We start from the raw sequence: 15530 nt of genomic DNA on the forward strand, positions 1-15530 counted from the left end.
GTCAGTGCTATACCAGCTTGCCGGGGTTCATGATGCCCAGCGGATCGAGTGCGGCCTTGAGGGTGCGCATCACCGCCCAGCCCTCGCCATGTTCGGCCTCCATATAGCCGCGCTTACCGCTGCCGATGCCATGTTCGCCGGTGCAGGTGCCTCCGGCGGCGAGCGCGCGTTCGATCAGGCGCCGGTTGAAGGCCGCCAGCGTCTCGAGTTCTTCGGGACTCTCCCGATCCACCGCGACGACCAGATGGAAGTTGCCATCCCCGACATGGCCGAGCAGCGGCGCTATCAGGCCGCTGGCGGCCACGTCGGCCTGGGTCGCTTCAATGCAGGCGGCGAGCTCGGAGATCGGTACGCAGATATCCGTGGCCAGAAACTCCGCCCCCGGGCGCAGCGCCTTGGCTGCGTAGGCCGCGTCGTGACGCGCCTGCCACAGCGCGCTGCGCTCCTCCTCTTTGGTCGCCCAGGCGAAGTCGCTGCCGCCGAACTCCTGACACAACGCGGCCATGCTCTCCGCCTGCTCCTTCACGCCCGCGTGGGTGCCGTGAAATTCGAGGAACAGGGTCGGCTTCTCGGCGTAGTCGAGGTGCGAGAAACGGTTGACCGCGCGCATGGCGAGCGCGTCCATCAGTTCGATGCGTGCCATGGGGATACCGTACTGGATCGAGGCGATCACGGTATCGACCGCCCCGGCGACATCCTCGAATGCCACGGTCGCCGCCGACACCGCCTCGGGCAGGCCGTGCAGCCTGACGGTCAGCTCGGTGATGATGCCGAGCGTGCCTTCGGCGCCGATCATCAGATGGGTCAGGTCGTAGCCGGCAGCGGACTTGCGCGCCCGGCTACCGGTCTTGACGATGCGCCCGTCCGGCATCACCACCGTCATCGCCAGCACGTTCTCGCGGATGGTGCCGTAGCGCACGGTGTTGGTGCCGCTGGCCCGGGTCGAGGCCATGCCCCCCATGCTCGCATCCGCGCCCGGGTCGACGGAGAAGAACAGGCCGCTGGCGCGCAGGTGGGTATTGAGCTGGGTCCGGGTCACGCCGGGCTGGACGGTGGCGTCCATGTCCTCGGGGCGCACGGCGAGAATCGCATTCATCGCCGAGAGGTCGACACACAGCCCACCGTGCTCGGCGATCACCTGCCCTTCGATCGAGGTGCCGACCCCGTAGGGGATCACCGGTACCCGATGGCGGGCGCAGGCCGTGACGACCGCGGCCACCTCTTCGGTGGTGTGGGGAAAACAGACCGCATCCGGCGCGCCCGGGTGATGCCAGGACTCGTCATGACCGTGCTGATCGCGGACGCCGCGGGCGGTGGTGATCCGCTCGCCGAGTCGCGGCGCGAGTTCGCCGATCAGCGCCTCGAGCGCGACCTCCGAGGGCCGTGGTGGCAGAGCAAGCGATGGGGAAGCGGTAGCAGGGGTCATGGCGAAACCTCGTGAGTACATCGGTACCGTGCCGACGATGAGCAGGCTATCGGTTGTGCCACTAGCATACCCAACCGTGGGCGGTGGGGGGCAACTACCGGACACGGCTGGCACCGCCATGTCTTCGCTATGTGGTCTCCATCTAGTCTCTATGTGTCGATCACGCCGATCATCGCCGGCGGTCCCGCCCTGCGCGGGGGCCGTCTCGGCACATCCCGGCTACACTGGCTGTCGCCGCAGCCCGCGGTGGATGCCCGAGAGCCCCCATGCCGCCAGCGCCACAGCCCGCCGAGAACCCGCCTCTCGAATCACATGCGTCTGCCCCATCTCATACGCCCTCAGGGCGCAGCCAACGCGGCCTGGATGGCCTGAACTTTTTCCTCGCCGATGTGCGCGACGGCGTGGGGCCCTTCCTGGGGATCTACCTGCTGACCCGCTTCGACTGGAGCGCAGGGCAGATCGGTCTGGCGATGTCGGCGATGACCTTCGCCACCATGCTCTCCCAGAGCCCCGCCGGGGTACTGCTCGACATCACCCGCCGCAAGCGCCTGCTCACCGCCCTCGCCACCCTGGTGGTGGCGGTCTGCAGCGTGCTGATGACACTGCCGGCCTTCGTCAATCTGCCCTCGATCCTGCTGCTGCAGGCGCTGATGGGGGTCAGTGCGGCACTGCTGCTGCCGGCGGTGGCGGCGATCACCCTGGGCATGGTGGGGCGCCGGCGCTTCCCCGCGCGCCAGGGCCGCAACGAGGTGTTCAACCACGCCGGCAACGTGGTCTCGGCACTGCTCGCCGGGCTGCTGGCGCACTTCCTGAGCATCGAGTGGCTGTTCTACTCGCTGCTGCTGTTCGCCTGCGGCAGCCTGATCAGCGCGCTGGCGATCCGCGAGACGGACATCGACCATGTCGCCGCCCGCGGTGCGGTGGCACAGGAGACAACCGACGCGCAACCCCATGCCAGCGGCCTGCTGCAGGTGCTGCGCGACCGCCGGGTGCTGATGCTGGGCGCGGCGCTGACGCTGTTTCACTTCGCCAACGCGGCGATGCTGCCGCTGGTCGGCCAGTACCTGACCCTCGGCGATCAGGAGGCCGCCTCGCTCTACATGTCGGCGTGCATCGTGATCGCGCAGCTGGTGATGATACCGGTGGCCTGGTGGGCGGGGCGCCGAGCGATGAGCTGGGGGCGACGGCCGGTATTGATGATCGGCCTGCTCGCGCTGCCGCTGCGCGGCCTGCTCTACGGGGTCAGCAACGATCCGGTGTGGCTGCTGCTGGTGCAGGCGCTGGATGGCATCGGTGCGGGAATCTTCGGCGTGCTGTGGCTGATCGTGGCCGCCGACCTGACCCGCGGCAGCGGGCGCTACAACGCCACCATCGGGGTCCTCGGTACGCTGTTCGCGCTTGGCGCGGCCGCCTCCAACCTGGTCGCCGGCTATGTGGTGGATGCCAGCGGCTATGTCGGCGGCTTTGTGTTCCTCGCTGCCTTCGGCGCGCTGGCACCACTGGTATTCTGGTTCGGGGTGGGCGAGACACGCAGCGAAGACGCAGACTAGGCCGTGCCGAACACCTCGCGCAGGTGAGAGCGATAGGCAGCGACGTCACGCTCGACGTCGGGCGCCTTGATCACGTCGTTGGCGATGAAGGTGGGCAGCGCGGCCAGCCCGATGAACTGCTGCGCCTTGTGGAACGGGAAGTAGACCCCGTCGACGCCACGCCCCTCGAAGAAGTCGTCGGGCGCCTCGAATGCCTCGCGGGGGGCGTTCCAGGTGAGCGAGAGCAGGTAGCGCCGCCCCTGCAGCAGGCCACCGCTGCCGTACTGCTTGGTAGGGTCCTGGCGCGAGCGGCCGTCGCTGGCATAGAGGGTGCCGTGGCCTTCGGTGAAGACCTCGTCGAGATAGCGCTTCACGCTCCAGGGTGCACCCATCCACCAGCCGGGCATCTGGTAGACGATGGTGTCGGCCCACAGAATCTTGTCGACCTCCGCCGCGCTGACGTAACCCTGCTCGATCACCGTCTCGCGGATCTCGTGGCCGAGCGCTCCCAGCGTCTCCACGGCCACCGCGTGCAGGGTATTGTTGAGTTCACCGCGGGAATGCGCGAAGGCCTTGCCGCCGTTGATCAGTAGTATCTTCATCTCGAGATCTCCTCCAATGCGTGGTCGTGACCGCGCTTCCGGCGCTGCGCGCCGCTCGCTGTCAGCGATCGATGGGCGCTATTGTGGGGATCTCGGGCACACGAAAAACCCGCGCCCGGGTAAGTCACGTTTGCTTTAGAATCAACAAACCGCGCCGACACGCCTTCCGCCACCGACGGCTTCCGGATCATGAAAAGCACTCTCGAAGAACAGCAGGCCTTCATCGCCGTGGTCGACTGCGGCTCGATCACCGCCGCCGCCGAGCGGCTCGGCATCACCGTGTCGGGGGTCAGCCGCGCGCTCAACCGCCTCGAACGCAAGCTCGAGACCACCCTGATGCGGCGCACCACCCGGCGCCTGGAGCTGACCCAGGAGGGCGAGACCTTTCTCGACCACTGCCGCCGTATCCTCAACGCGGTGGAGGCTGCGGAGGAGTCGGTGGTCGGGCACCATGACCAGCCCCAGGGGCGGCTGCGGGTCAACGCCGCCCCGAGCTTCATGCAACTGGTGCTCGTGCCGCTGATCGGCGAGTTCCGCCGCCGCTATCCCGGTATCACCCTGGAGCTGGATACCCACGACCGCTTCATCGATCTGCTCGAGCAGCGCGTCGATCTGGCGATCCGTATCGGCGACCTGGAGGACTCCTCGCTCCACGCCCGCACCCTGGGGCACAGCCCGTTGCGCCTGGTCGCCAGCCCGGCCTATCTCGAGCGCCGCGGTACGCCGGCAAAGGTGGCGGCGCTGGCGGATCACGACCTGCTCGGCTTCAGCCAGCTCGATCATCTCAACCGCTGGCCGCTGCGCGATGCCCAGGGCGAGCCGTTGCTCATCACCCCCACGCTCAGCGCCTCCAGCGGCAGCACCCTGCTCAGCCTGGCGCTGGCCGGCGAGGGCATCGCCTGCCTGGCCGACTACATGACGCTGCCACCCCGCCAGCGCGGCGAGCTGGTCGAGGTGCTGGCGACGGCGACCGAGCTGCAGACCCAGCGGGTCAGCGCAGTCTACTACCAGCAGACCGCGCTGACCCGCCGCGCCCGCGCCTTCATGGACTTTCTCGCCGAGCGGCTGCCGACGCGCTATCTCGACGCGTGACGCTATCTCGACGCGTGACGCTCTCTCGACGCGTGACGCGGTTTCGGCCGCTCGACGCTTCCGTTAACGCTTCACCCAACTGACATACCGGCGTCACGCCAGCGTCATGCATTCACCCCAGACTGCAAACGTTTTCATTGCCATGGGCAGGTGGATCGATGTCGTCATGCTGTGGTTCGGGTCGGATCGTCGCGAGCGCGTTCAGGGATATCGTGCAGGCAGCCACGCCGGGAGGTAGCTCATGGCCTCGCGCCCGTCGCTGACCCAGGTCGCCGAGCAGGTCGGTGTCTCGCCGGCCACGGTGTCGCGGGCGTTCAACCGCCCGGAGCTGCTGAATGCGGCCACTCGCGAGCGCATTCTGAGCACCGCCAAGCGTCTCGGCTTCCGCCCCAACAAGGTCGGAAGCAGCCTGCGCTCGGGCAGCACCCGTACGCTGGGCCTGCTGCTGCCGACTCTGGCCAACCCGGTGTTCGCCGCCTGCTTCGAGGGCGCGGAGATGGCCGCGCTAGATGCCGGCTACAGCGTGATGCTGGCGACTACCGGCTACGACAGCGAGCGTGAACGCCTGGCCGCGCGCAGCCTGCTCGATCACCGTGTCGAGGGGCTGATCCTGACCGTGGCCGACCCCGCAGATAGCGCCACGCTGGGCGAGCTCGGCAGCAGCGGAGTGCCTTTCGTGCTGGCCTACAACGAGTCCGACTGCCACCCCTGCGTCAGCGTCGACAACCGCGCCGCCGCCGCCGACATGGTTTCCCATCTGGCCGCGCAGGGGCATCGCCAGCTGGCCATGATCAGCGGCCCGCTGGCCGCCTCCGACCGCGCGGTACACCGCCTGGCGGGGGCAATGGCGTGCGCGGAGACACTGGGGCTGCCGCCCCCGATCCACGTCTCGATGTCACGCCACACCGCCGCCGACCGCGGCCGACTCAAGGAGTTGCTCGCTGCCCCGCAGCCACCGAGCGCGCTGTTCTGCTCCAATGATCTGCTCGCCGCCGCGGTGATCGCCGAGCTGGCCACCCTGGGTCTGCGCGTGCCCGACGACATCTCGGTGTGCGGCTTCGACGGCATGGATTTCGGCGCGCTGATGGTGCCATCACTGGCCAGCGTGCATCAGCCCAGTACCGATATCGGCAAACACGCCTGCCGCGAGCTGCTGGCCGCACTCGCCGGGCGCCCCAGCCGTTCGCGGCGCCTGCCCCACTGGTTGTTCGATGGCGGCACCATCACCGCGCCGGGCTCGCCATGAAGTTTCCCACTCGCCATGCGATTTCACCCACGCCGCCCCCGCGGCACTCGAGGACCCTGAGATGCTGAACAAGACACTGCGCGCTGCCTGTCTGGCGCTGGGCATGACCACCGTGACCCTGGCCTCGCTGCCGGTTCACGCCACCGACGATACCGCGATCTGCTACAACTGCCCGCCGGAGTGGGCCGACTGGGGCACCCAGTTGAAGGCCATCGAGGCCGATACCGGCGTCCATGTCCCCCAGGACAACAAGAACTCCGGCCAGTCGCTGGCCTCGCTGGTGGCGGAGAAGAACAACCCGGTGGCGGACGTGGTCTATTACGGCGTCACCTTCGGTATCCAGGCCGCCAAACAGGGGCTGGTACAGCCCTACAAGCCGGCCCACTGGGATGCGATCCCTGCCGATCTCAAGGACCCGGACGGCAAGTGGTTCGCGATCCACTCCGGCACCCTGGGCTTCATGGTCAACGTCGATGCGCTGCACGGCCTGCCGGTGCCGCAGTCGTGGAGCGACCTGCTCAAGCCCGAGTACCGCACCATGGTCGGCTATCTCGACCCCGGTTCGGCGTTCGTCGGCTATGTCGGTGCGGTCGCCGTCAACCGCGCCCTGGGCGGCACACTCGACGACTTCACCCCGGCCATCGAGTGGTTCCAGAAGCTGCAGGCCAACAGCCCCATCGTGCCCAAGCAGACCGCCTACGCCCGGGTGCTCTCCGGCGAGATTCCGATCCTGCTCGACTACGACTTCAACGCCTATCGCGCGCGCTACCAGGACCACGCCAATGTGCGCTTCGTGATTCCGCAGGAGGGCACCATCAGCGTGCTCTACGTGATGAGCCTGGTGGCCAACGACCCGAACCCCGCGGCGGCCAAGAAGGTGCTCGACTATGTGCTCTCCGACAAGGGTCAGGCGATCTGGGCCAACGCCTACCTGCGCCCGGTACGCCCGGAAGCGATCTCGCAGGAAGCCCAGAGCAAGTTCCTCCCGGCCAGCGACTACGCCCGCGCCGGTACCGTCGACTACACCCAGATGGCGGCGGCGCAGCGCGCCTTCGCCCAGCGCTACGCCGACGAGGTGAATTGATGATGGCGGCCCCGCACCGGGCCGCCCCGCTCACTTCGCGGGGCGGTCGCCGGGCGGCGCTGGCGGGGCGCCGCGCCTGGCTGCCCATCGCCATACCCGCCGCCACGCTGTTCATCGCCTTCTGGCTGCTGCCGATGGCCAAGCTGGCCGGGCTGGGGGCGGCCACGCCCCAGGGCATGGAGAGCTCGGCCTACTGGCTGGTGGTGACCCAGCCGCGCTACTGGCACAGCCTGGCCAATACGGTGGCGCTGTCACTGGGGGCGACCCTCGCCACCCTGGCCATCGCGCTGCCGGTCAGCCGCTTTCTGGCCCGGCATCCGCACTTCCCCGGGCGCCGGGCGCTGATGGCGCTGCTGCTCTTTCCGCTCGCCTTCCCCGGCGTGGTGGTGGGCTTTCTGGTGATCCTGACCACGGGCCGTCAGGGGGTGCTCAATACGCTTTCGCGGGCACTCACCGGCGAGCCGACGGTGCTCGCCTACGGCATGGCCGGGCTGTTCATCGGTTATCTCTACTTTCTGCTGCCGCGCACCATCGGCGTGCTGATGGCAGCGGTGGAAGGCATCGACAAGCAGTGGCTGGAAGCGGCGCAGACCCTGGGGGCTCGGCCGTGGCGCCGGTTCATCGATATCGAACTGCCGGCGCTCTCCAGCGCGCTCACTGCCGCCGGGGCGATGTGCTTCGCCACCGCCATGGGCGCCTTCGGCACGGTCTTCACCCTCGGCACCCGGATCGACGTGCTGCCGATCACCATCTACGACGAGTTCACCCACTACGCCAATATCCCGGTCGCCGCGGCGCTCTCCGTGGTACTGGGGCTGGCCACCTGGGCGGTGCTCTACGCCGCCAATGCATTTGCCGGCCGCGCGGCGCACGGGCGCTGAGATGAGCGCAGGAGTTCACCCATGACGCATTCGCGTTTCGACACCCGGCTGGGCCTGGCAGTGACGCTCGCCGTCACCGCCTTTCTGATCGGCCCGGTACTGCTCTCGGTCAGCGCGGGGCTGACCCGCAACTATTTCGTCGGTCTCGACAGCGGCCTGACGCTCAAGTGGGTCGCCCAGGTGTGGGAGCTCTACGCCGATACGATCTGGCGCTCCTACGCCGTGGCACTGATCACCCTCGGCGTGACGCTGGCTATCGGGGTACCCGCCGCCTGGGTGCTGACCCTCTACCCCGGCCGCCTGGCACGCCTGCTGGAGGAGCTGCTGACCCTGCCGGTGGCGGTGCCGGGGCTGGCCACGGCGCTGGCGCTGATCGTCTCCTGGGGCAGCGTCGGCTGGCTGCGCAGCAGCGTCGCCTTCATCGTCATCGGCCATGTGCTGTTCACCCTGCCGTTCATGGTGCGCGCCGCCCGGGCCGGCATGCAGGGTAGCGATCTGCGCACCCTGGACGAGGCCGCGGCAACCCTCGGCGCCAGCCACCGCCAGCGCTTCTTCGACATCGTGGTGCCGGCTGCCAGAAGCGGCATCGTCACCGGGGCGCTGACCGTGGTGACGCTATCCATCGGCGAGTTCAACCTGACCTGGCTGCTGCACACGCCGCTGACCAAGACCCTGCCGGTGGGGCTGGCCGACAGCTACGCCTCGATGCGGCTCGAAGTCGCCTCCGCCTATACCCTCGTTTTCCTGCTGATGCTGCTGCCGCTGATGATCGGCCTGCAGTGGTTCGCCGCGCGCTCGACCCGCAGCGGCGGCCTCTCCCTCGGAGCCTCGACATGAACATCGCAACGCCCGCCCGCTCGATGGCGTCCGGCACGACCGGCGCACCGCGCCACCCCAGCACCGCCAAGACGCCGACCGCCACGGCGCTGGCGATTCGTCTGACCCGCTGCGCCAAGACCTGGCCGGACGGCACCCGCGCGCTCGAACCGCTCGATCTGGAGGTACAGGCCGGGGAGACACTGGCACTGCTCGGCCCCTCGGGCTGCGGCAAGACCACCCTGCTGCGCATGATCTGCGGGCTGGAGCAGGCCGACGACGGTAGCCGGATCGACTTCGGCGATACGGACGTCACCCGGGTGGCGCCAGAGGCGCGCGGGGTCGGGGTGGTCTTCCAGGGCTATGCGCTGTTTCCCAACATGAGCGTGGCGGGGAACGTCGGCTACGGCCTGAAGATCCGCGGCGTGGATGCCGCCACCCGCAGACGGCGGGTCAGCGAGATGCTGGCGCTGGTCGAGCTGGAGGCGCTGGCGGAACGCCGGATCGATCAGCTCTCCGGCGGCCAGCGCCAACGCGTGGCGCTGGCCCGGGCGATCGCCATCGAGCCCCGGGTGCTGCTGCTCGACGAACCACTCACCGCCCTGGATGCCCGCCTGCGCCAGCAGTTACGGGTCGATCTCGCGGCACTGCTGCGCCGGCTCGGGATCACCTGCGTGATCGTCACCCACGATCAGGAGGAGGCGATGATGCTGGGCGACCGCGTGGCGGTGATGTCCGCCGGCCGCCTGGAGCAGCTCGGCACCCCGGAAACCCTCTACCGCCAGCCGGCTTCGCCGTTCGTCGCCGACTTCCTCGGCACCCTGTGCCGGCTGCAGGGCGAGGCGGTGCGCCATCACCACGGCGTCGACACGCTCACCTTCCGCCCCCATGAGGTTCGTCTCGACGCCCCCGGTAGCGGGCTCGAGGCGCGGATCGAGGCGCGCTTCTTCCTCGGCAGCCACGTGCGCTTCGAGCTACGCCTCGACGACGGCCAGCGCTGCACCGCCCTGGCCACGGCCAGCGCCGGCTGGCAGCCGGGCGAGCGCGTCGGTATCAGCCTCATCCCTACCCCGCCGGCCCAGGAGACCCTGCCATGCTGATCGCCCAGATCACCGACCTGCATCTACGCCGCCCCGGCCAGAAGGCGTACCGGGTGGTCGAGACAGACCGTTATCTCACCCCGGCGGTGGCTGCGCTGAATGCCCTCGATCCGCGCCCGGACGTGGTGCTGATCAGCGGCGATGCCACCGATTTCGGCCGCCCGGAAGAGTACGCCACGCTGGCCGAGCAACTCCAGCCGCTGGAGATCCCCTGGTACCTGATCCCCGGCAACCACGACGATCGCCAGGCGCTACGCGCGGCCTTCCCGACACACGACTACCTGGGCGGCCCGGAGCAGACCTTCATCCAGTACGTCGTCGAAGACTTCCCGCTGCGCCTGATCGGGCTCGATACCCTGGTTCCCGGCGAGAGTCGCGGCGAGCTCTGCGCCGAGCGGCTCGACTGGCTCGCCGCGCGGCTCGCCGAGCAGCCCGAACGCCCGACCCTGATCTTCATGCATCATCCGCCATTCGCCACCGGCATCGCGCACATGGACGCCATCGGCCTGGCCGGCGCTGCCGAGATGGCCGCGATCGTGGCCGATTACCCCAATGTGGAGCGCATCATCTGCGGGCACGTGCATCGCACCATCTTCCAGCGCTTCGCCGGCACCCTCGCCAGTTGCTGCCCCAGTACCGCCCACCAGGTCGCCCTCGACCTGCGCGAAGACGGCGCCTCCGCCTTCGTGCTGGAACCGCCGGGCTACCATCTGCACCTGTGGCGCGACGGGGTGCTGACCACCCACCATGCGGTGATCGGCGACTACGCCGGGCCCTACCCGTTTCGCGAGGCGGGCGGGCTGATCGACGAGTGAGGTGAGGATGAGTGGGGAGTGAGAATGAGAGAGGTGAGCCGGCCGGCGTAGCAGGTCGCGTCGGCCCGTCGCGATCGCGCCCCGCTCGACGAAGGTCTAAGTGCCAAATGTCCGCCGAGACTGTACAAGTTTGTACATGAGCAAACCTGTACGATTTGATAAAAAGCAACGCGTCGTCGATGAGCTGGGCCGCCGCATCCGCAGCGGTGAATGGTCCTCCGGCCATCAGCTGCCCGGCGAGCACCAGCTGGCGAGCGAGTTCAACGTCAGCCGCGGCACGCTGCGCCAGGCCCTGCTGGAACTTCAGCGCCAGCAGTACATCGCCACCCAGAGCGGCGTGGGCTCCTTCGTCACCTTCGACGGCATCGCCCTCGACCAGCAGCAGGGCTGGGCCCGCGCGCTGGCCCGCTCCGGGGTGCGTATCGTCACCGAGCTGTTGAGTCTCCAGTGCGTCGATGAGACGGCCCTGGGCGAGCGCGTCGACTGCTCCCGCTTCGTGGAGATCGTGCGCCGCCGGCGTCTGGCCGAGGGCGAGATCGTCTCGCTGGAGCGCTCGCTGATACCGGCACGCGGCCAGCTGGCCCAGCTCCCCGAGCGCGGGCTGATCAACGACTCCATCACCGACACCCTGGCCGCCCATGAGCTGGTGGCGGCGCGCGGCGAGCAGTGGCTGAGCCTGGCCGCCCTCGATGCGCAGCAGGCCGATAGGCTAGAGCGGCCGGCGGGCACCCTGTTCATGCAGTCGACGCGGCTGACCCTGGATACCCAGGATCGTTTCGTCGAGCACGTGACCAGCCTGCTCGATCCGGCCCACTTCCACTTCCATCTGGCTTTCGATTCATGACCGACTCCTCTGCCGCGCCCGACCTGCGCCGTCGGGCGCTGGGCGCTTTTTACGGCCTGGCCCTGGGCGATGCGCTGGGCATGCCGACCCAATCCTTCAGCCGCGCCGAGATCCACCAGCGCTTCGGCACCCTCGACACCCTGCACGACGGGCCGGCGGATCAACCCATCGCGCCCCACATGCCCGCCGGCTCGATCACCGACGATACCGAGCAGGCCGTGCTGGTGGCCGAACTGCTGATCAGCGGTCACGGCCATATCGAGCCGTTGGCCTTCGCCCGCGCCCTCACTGCCTGGGAAGCCGATATGAAGGCTCGGGGCTCGCAGGATCTGCTGGGGCCCTCCACCAACCGTGCCCTGGCGATGATCGCCGAGGGCGTCGGCCCCGAGCAGAGCGGGCGCTTCGGTACCACCAATGGTGCCGCCATGCGTATCACCCCGGTGGCCATCGCCACCCCGTCAGAACCCCGCAAGACGCTGCTCGAGGCGGTGATCGAGGCCAGCCAGGTGACCCACAACACCTCGCTGGGCATTGCCAGCGCCGCGGCCGTCGCCGGGGCCATCTCGGCAGGCCTGGAGGGCGCACCGCTGGCGCAGGCGCTGAGTGTCGGTCATGAACTGGCCGTGCTGGGCGAGCAGCGGGGGCACTGGAGTGCCGGCGGCCTGATCTCGGCGCGCATCGCCTGGGCGCGCCAGTTGGTCCGGGGCTGCGACCACGAGACGGGCGTCGCGCTGATCCATGATCTGATCGGCACCTCGGTCGCCTCCCAGGAGTCGGTGGTCGCCACCTTCGCCCTCGCCGAACTCGCCGGCGACGAGCCGCTGGCGGCGCTCACCCTGGCTGCCGGCATCGGCGGTGACACCGATACCATCGCCGCCATGCTGGGCGCCATCCTCGGCGCCTGCCACGGCCCCGAAGGCTTGCCCGCCAAACTGGTGGAGCAAGTCGCGCGCGTCAGCCACTTCGACCCGGAACCCCTCGTCGATCAATTGCTGGCGCTGCGTCGGCGCCATAGCCAGCACGACTAATCGCCAGCACCACTAATTGCCAGCACCACCAATCCCCAGGACCACTCACACCCTGGACCAATAGGATGAACGCCATGGCCTCTCTCGATGCGTCGGCCTCAAAAGCGGGACAACTGGAAACACGCGGGATCGAGCCGGCACCGGAGGCGGAGTGCCACGGCCATCCGCTGCAGCTGTTCTGGGTCTGGTTCGCCGCCAATATCAGCATTCTCGGCCTGCCGCTGGGCGCGACCCTGGTCGTCTATCAGCAGCTGGCGATCTGGCAGGCGTTCATCGTCGCGGTGATCGGCGCCGGCGGCTCGTTTGCCGTGGTGGGGTTGATCTCGATCGCCGGCCGGCGTGGGCGCGCCCCCAGCCTGACCCTCTCCCGTGCGATCTTCGGGGTTCGGGGCAATGTCGGCCCCACGCTGGTCTCGCTGATGTCGCGACTGGGCTGGGAGACGGTCAATACCACCACCGCGGCCTATGCGCTGCTGTCACTCTCGGCGATCGTGTTCGGCACGGCGCCCAGCGCGGTCGCGATGCCTCTGCTGACGCTGGTGTTCATCGCCCTGTTCGTGATCTGCACCCTGCTGGTCTCGGGACTGGGCCACGCCACGCTGCTGGTCATTCAGAAGTGGGCGACCTGGGGCTTCGGCGCGCTGAACATCGTGGTCGCGCTGTTCCTGATGGCGACCATCGACTGGCAGGCCGTCGCCGATACCCCGGCGGCGCCCCTCAGCGCCGTGCTGATCGGCATCGGCACCATCGCCGCCGGCACCGGCATCGGCTGGGCCAACGCCGGCGCCGATATGTCCCGCTACCAGCATGGCCGGGTGAAGGGCGGGTCGCTGGTGCTCTCCGCGGCCGCCGGTGCGGGTATCCCGCTGGTCCTGCTGATCACCCTGGGCGGGCTGATCTCCGCCGGCGACGGTCACCTGGCCTCGGCCAACGATCCCATCGCGGCGATCCGTGCCATGCTGCCCGACTGGATGGCGGTGCCCTATCTGCTGGCGGCCTTCGGCGGGCTGCTGCTCTCCAACAACCTGTCGGTCTACTCCGCCGGGCTCACCACCCTGACCCTGGGGCTGCGCGTGAAGCGGGTCTACGCCGTGGTGGTGGATGTCGTGGCGATCTTCGCCGGCTCCATCTACTTCATGCTGATCGCCGGCGACTTCTACGGCCCGTTCATCTCCTTCATCAGCCTGCTGGCCGTGCCCATCACCGCCTGGGTCGGTGTATTCCTGGTGGATCTGATCCATCGCCACCACTTCTCGGGTCCGGATCTGCTCGACGTCAGCCCGACCAGCGCCTACTGGTATCACGGCGGTGTCGAATGGCGCGCCTTCACCAGCTGGGCGCTGGCGATCGTGATCGGCTTCTGCTTCACCAGCATCGGCATCAGCGGGCATGTCTGGTTCACTGGCGTGCTGGCCGACAGCTGGCTGGGGCGCAACGGGCTGGGCTGGATCGCCACCTTCGTGGTGGCCGCCGGCAGCTACCTGATGATGGGCGGTGCGAGGCATACGGCGCTGGCGGTGGCACGGTGAGCGCCGCCCGTCTGATCCATACCGGCCAGGTGATCGTCGACCTGGTGATGCCGATCGAGCGGTTACCGGCCCCCGGCGGCGACACCCTGGCCATGGATGCCAGCTTCGAGGTGGGCGGCGGTTTCAACGTCATGGCCGCCGCGAGCCGGGACGGCATGACCGTCGTCTACGCCGGCGGCCATGGCCGGGGGCAGTTCGGCGACATGGCGCGTGAAGCCATGCACCGTGAGCAGATCGACTGGCTGGCGCCGATGGATGAAGAGCGCGATACCGGCTTCTGCGTGGCGCTGGTGGACCAGGCCGCGGAGCGCACCTTCATTACCCATCTCGGCGCGGAGATCGGCAGCCGCGACGTGCTGCACCGGCTCGACCCGATGCCCGAGGATCACGTTCTGGTGAGCGGCTATACGCTGCTGCATGAGACCGCGGCCGATACGCTGATCGACTGGCTGGGCAAACAGCCCGGGCCGCTGTCGGTCGCGTTCGACCCCGGCCCGATGATCGGAGCACTCTGCCCGCAACGGCTGGACGAGATCCTGCGCCGGACCACCCTGCTCAGCTGCAACGCCGAGGAAGCTCAGACGCTGACCGCCACCGACTCGATAGCGGACGCGCTACGCGCACTGCCCACGCGAACCCGCGCGCCGCTGATCGTGGTCCGCGATGGGCCACGGGGATGTCATCTGCTGGCGGATGGCCAGCCACGCCACGTGGCTGGGTTCGTCACCCACGCCGTCGATACCAATGGCGCCGGCGATGCCCATACCGGCGTCCTGCTGGCGGCGCTCAGCCGCGGCCAGACGCCCGACGAGGCGGCACGCCGTGCCAATGCCGCGGCGGCAATCGCGGTCAGCCGGCATGGCCCGGCCACGGCACCGGTGGGCAGCGAGATCGACGCCTTGCTGGCGGCGCAGGCAAACACGTAGCGCGGGTAGCAGGATTGGCGTGTGAAACGAAGGTGGGAATAACGACGTTCAGAATGCGCCGAACAGCGCCTCGTACACCTCGATGGCGCTGTCATAGCGAGTGAACTGACCTTTGGGGACGCTGCGGATGGCGGGACGCTCGGCCTTGACGCCCGCGGCATTGCCCTTGGTCTGTCGCGCGATACTGAACGCCGAGAGATCGGGTAGCGGTTCGCCCGGCAGACCTCCGAAGAAGAGAAACGGCCCAAGCGCGAGCGTATCGGCGTCGAACAAAATCCAGACCACTGCACCCGAAGGCTAGCTACCCAGTGCGGTATGCACGTTCTGCCTGGCGGTGCGCGCATCCAGCTTCGACGCCTTGAGTTGCAGATGGCGCATGAGAGTCCGCTCCTCGGCGATCAGATCGTAGCCGCTGTTATCCACCTCCGGTCTCGCAATTTCGAGCCGACGATCTCGCACTAGCCAGGCGTGTTTGAGCAATTCGCCAATGAATAGATGCTCGATCAGACGCTCCCGGTACGACGCGTGAGTCGAGTGGTGATCCATCGATGAGACTCCTCATGCGGCAGGCACTGAACCGGCCATGTCATATGCGCGTCGCGTCACAACGGG

General features: G+C 68.5%; 16 protein-coding genes. 12 read left to right on the forward strand and 4 right to left on the reverse strand.

Translation table 11 applies throughout. The features are described from left to right. Window positions 1-7 precede the first annotated feature (7 nt). Window positions 8-1426: an FAD-binding oxidoreductase gene (locus DOM66_RS16120; protein WP_110690871.1), complete on the reverse strand. Its 1419-nt coding sequence runs from the start codon at window positions 1424-1426 to the stop codon at window positions 8-10. Window positions 1427-1692: 266 nt separating this feature from the next. On the opposite strand from DOM66_RS16120, the gene DOM66_RS16125 reads away from it, so the two are divergent. Continuing rightward, window positions 1693-2976 (forward strand): MFS transporter, encoded by a 1284-nt coding sequence (locus DOM66_RS16125; RefSeq protein WP_110690872.1) that lies wholly within the window; start codon window positions 1693-1695, stop codon window positions 2974-2976. Here the strand turns inward: DOM66_RS16125 and DOM66_RS16130 are convergent. After that, window positions 2973-3557: an NAD(P)H-dependent oxidoreductase gene (locus DOM66_RS16130; protein WP_110678585.1), complete on the reverse strand. Its 585-nt coding sequence runs from the start codon at window positions 3555-3557 to the stop codon at window positions 2973-2975. The two genes, DOM66_RS16125 and DOM66_RS16130, sit on opposite strands and share 4 nt — an antisense overlap. 189 nt (window positions 3558-3746) lie before the next feature. Between DOM66_RS16130 and DOM66_RS16135 the strand changes: the two genes are divergently transcribed. From DOM66_RS16135 to DOM66_RS16185, 11 genes are all read left to right on the forward strand, one after another. After that, window positions 3747-4649 carry a LysR substrate-binding domain-containing protein gene (locus DOM66_RS16135; RefSeq protein ID WP_110690873.1) on the forward strand — a complete coding sequence of 301 codons (903 nt, stop codon included), beginning with the start codon at window positions 3747-3749 and terminating at the stop codon, window positions 4647-4649. A gap of 241 nt (window positions 4650-4890) precedes the next feature. Continuing rightward, window positions 4891-5895 (forward strand): LacI family DNA-binding transcriptional regulator, encoded by a 1005-nt coding sequence (locus tag DOM66_RS16140; protein WP_110690874.1) that lies wholly within the window; start codon window positions 4891-4893, stop codon window positions 5893-5895. Window positions 5896-5956: 61 nt separating this feature from the next. Then, entirely contained in the window at window positions 5957-6979 is a 1023-nt protein-coding gene (locus DOM66_RS16145) for an ABC transporter substrate-binding protein (protein ID WP_188115204.1), read from the forward strand. Beyond that, window positions 6979-7860, forward strand: a complete 882-nt coding sequence (locus DOM66_RS16150; protein ID WP_110690875.1) for an ABC transporter permease — start codon at window positions 6979-6981, stop codon at window positions 7858-7860. Before DOM66_RS16145 ends, DOM66_RS16150 begins: the two co-directional genes overlap by 1 nt. 21 nt (window positions 7861-7881) lie before the next feature. After that, the gene (locus tag DOM66_RS16155; protein ID WP_110690876.1) at window positions 7882-8697 is read left to right on the forward strand and encodes an ABC transporter permease; all 816 of its coding nucleotides are present in this window, start codon (window positions 7882-7884) and stop codon (window positions 8695-8697) included. Then, window positions 8694-9776, forward strand: a complete 1083-nt coding sequence (locus DOM66_RS16160) for an ABC transporter ATP-binding protein (protein ID WP_245392465.1) — start codon at window positions 8694-8696, stop codon at window positions 9774-9776. Before DOM66_RS16155 ends, DOM66_RS16160 begins: the two co-directional genes overlap by 4 nt. Further along, a complete protein-coding gene (locus tag DOM66_RS16165) occupies window positions 9770-10591 on the forward strand; it encodes a phosphodiesterase (protein WP_110678597.1) in 822 nt (273 codons plus the stop codon). The genes DOM66_RS16160 and DOM66_RS16165 overlap by 7 nt, the downstream gene beginning before the upstream one ends. Window positions 10592-10727: 136 nt before the next feature. Next, complete coding sequence (locus DOM66_RS16170) at window positions 10728-11435, forward strand: GntR family transcriptional regulator (RefSeq protein ID WP_110678599.1); 708 nt, start codon at window positions 10728-10730, stop codon at window positions 11433-11435. After that, window positions 11432-12463, forward strand: coding sequence for an ADP-ribosylglycohydrolase family protein (locus DOM66_RS16175; RefSeq protein WP_110690877.1), 1032 nt, complete (start codon window positions 11432-11434; stop codon window positions 12461-12463). The genes DOM66_RS16170 and DOM66_RS16175 overlap by 4 nt, the downstream gene beginning before the upstream one ends. A gap of 74 nt (window positions 12464-12537) precedes the next feature. Further along, window positions 12538-13992, forward strand: coding sequence for a purine-cytosine permease family protein (locus DOM66_RS16180; RefSeq protein WP_110678602.1), 1455 nt, complete (start codon window positions 12538-12540; stop codon window positions 13990-13992). Beyond that, entirely contained in the window at window positions 13989-14918 is a 930-nt protein-coding gene (locus DOM66_RS16185; protein WP_223162033.1) for a PfkB family carbohydrate kinase, read from the forward strand. Before DOM66_RS16180 ends, DOM66_RS16185 begins: the two co-directional genes overlap by 4 nt. 48 nt (window positions 14919-14966) lie before the next feature. Here DOM66_RS16185 and DOM66_RS19820 read toward each other — a convergent pair whose 3' ends face one another. Next, window positions 14967-15191, reverse strand: a complete 225-nt coding sequence (locus DOM66_RS19820) for a hypothetical protein (protein ID WP_198651869.1) — start codon at window positions 15189-15191, stop codon at window positions 14967-14969. Between the two features lie 24 nt (window positions 15192-15215). Beyond that, window positions 15216-15464, reverse strand: coding sequence for a hypothetical protein (locus tag DOM66_RS19825; protein ID WP_223162035.1), 249 nt, complete (start codon window positions 15462-15464; stop codon window positions 15216-15218). Window positions 15465-15530: the final 66 nt, after the last annotated feature.

Origin of the sequence: Salinicola endophyticus, from assembly GCF_003206575.1 — a bacterium.
In the GTDB taxonomy this organism is placed as follows: Bacteria; Pseudomonadota; Gammaproteobacteria; order Pseudomonadales; family Halomonadaceae; genus Salinicola; species Salinicola endophyticus.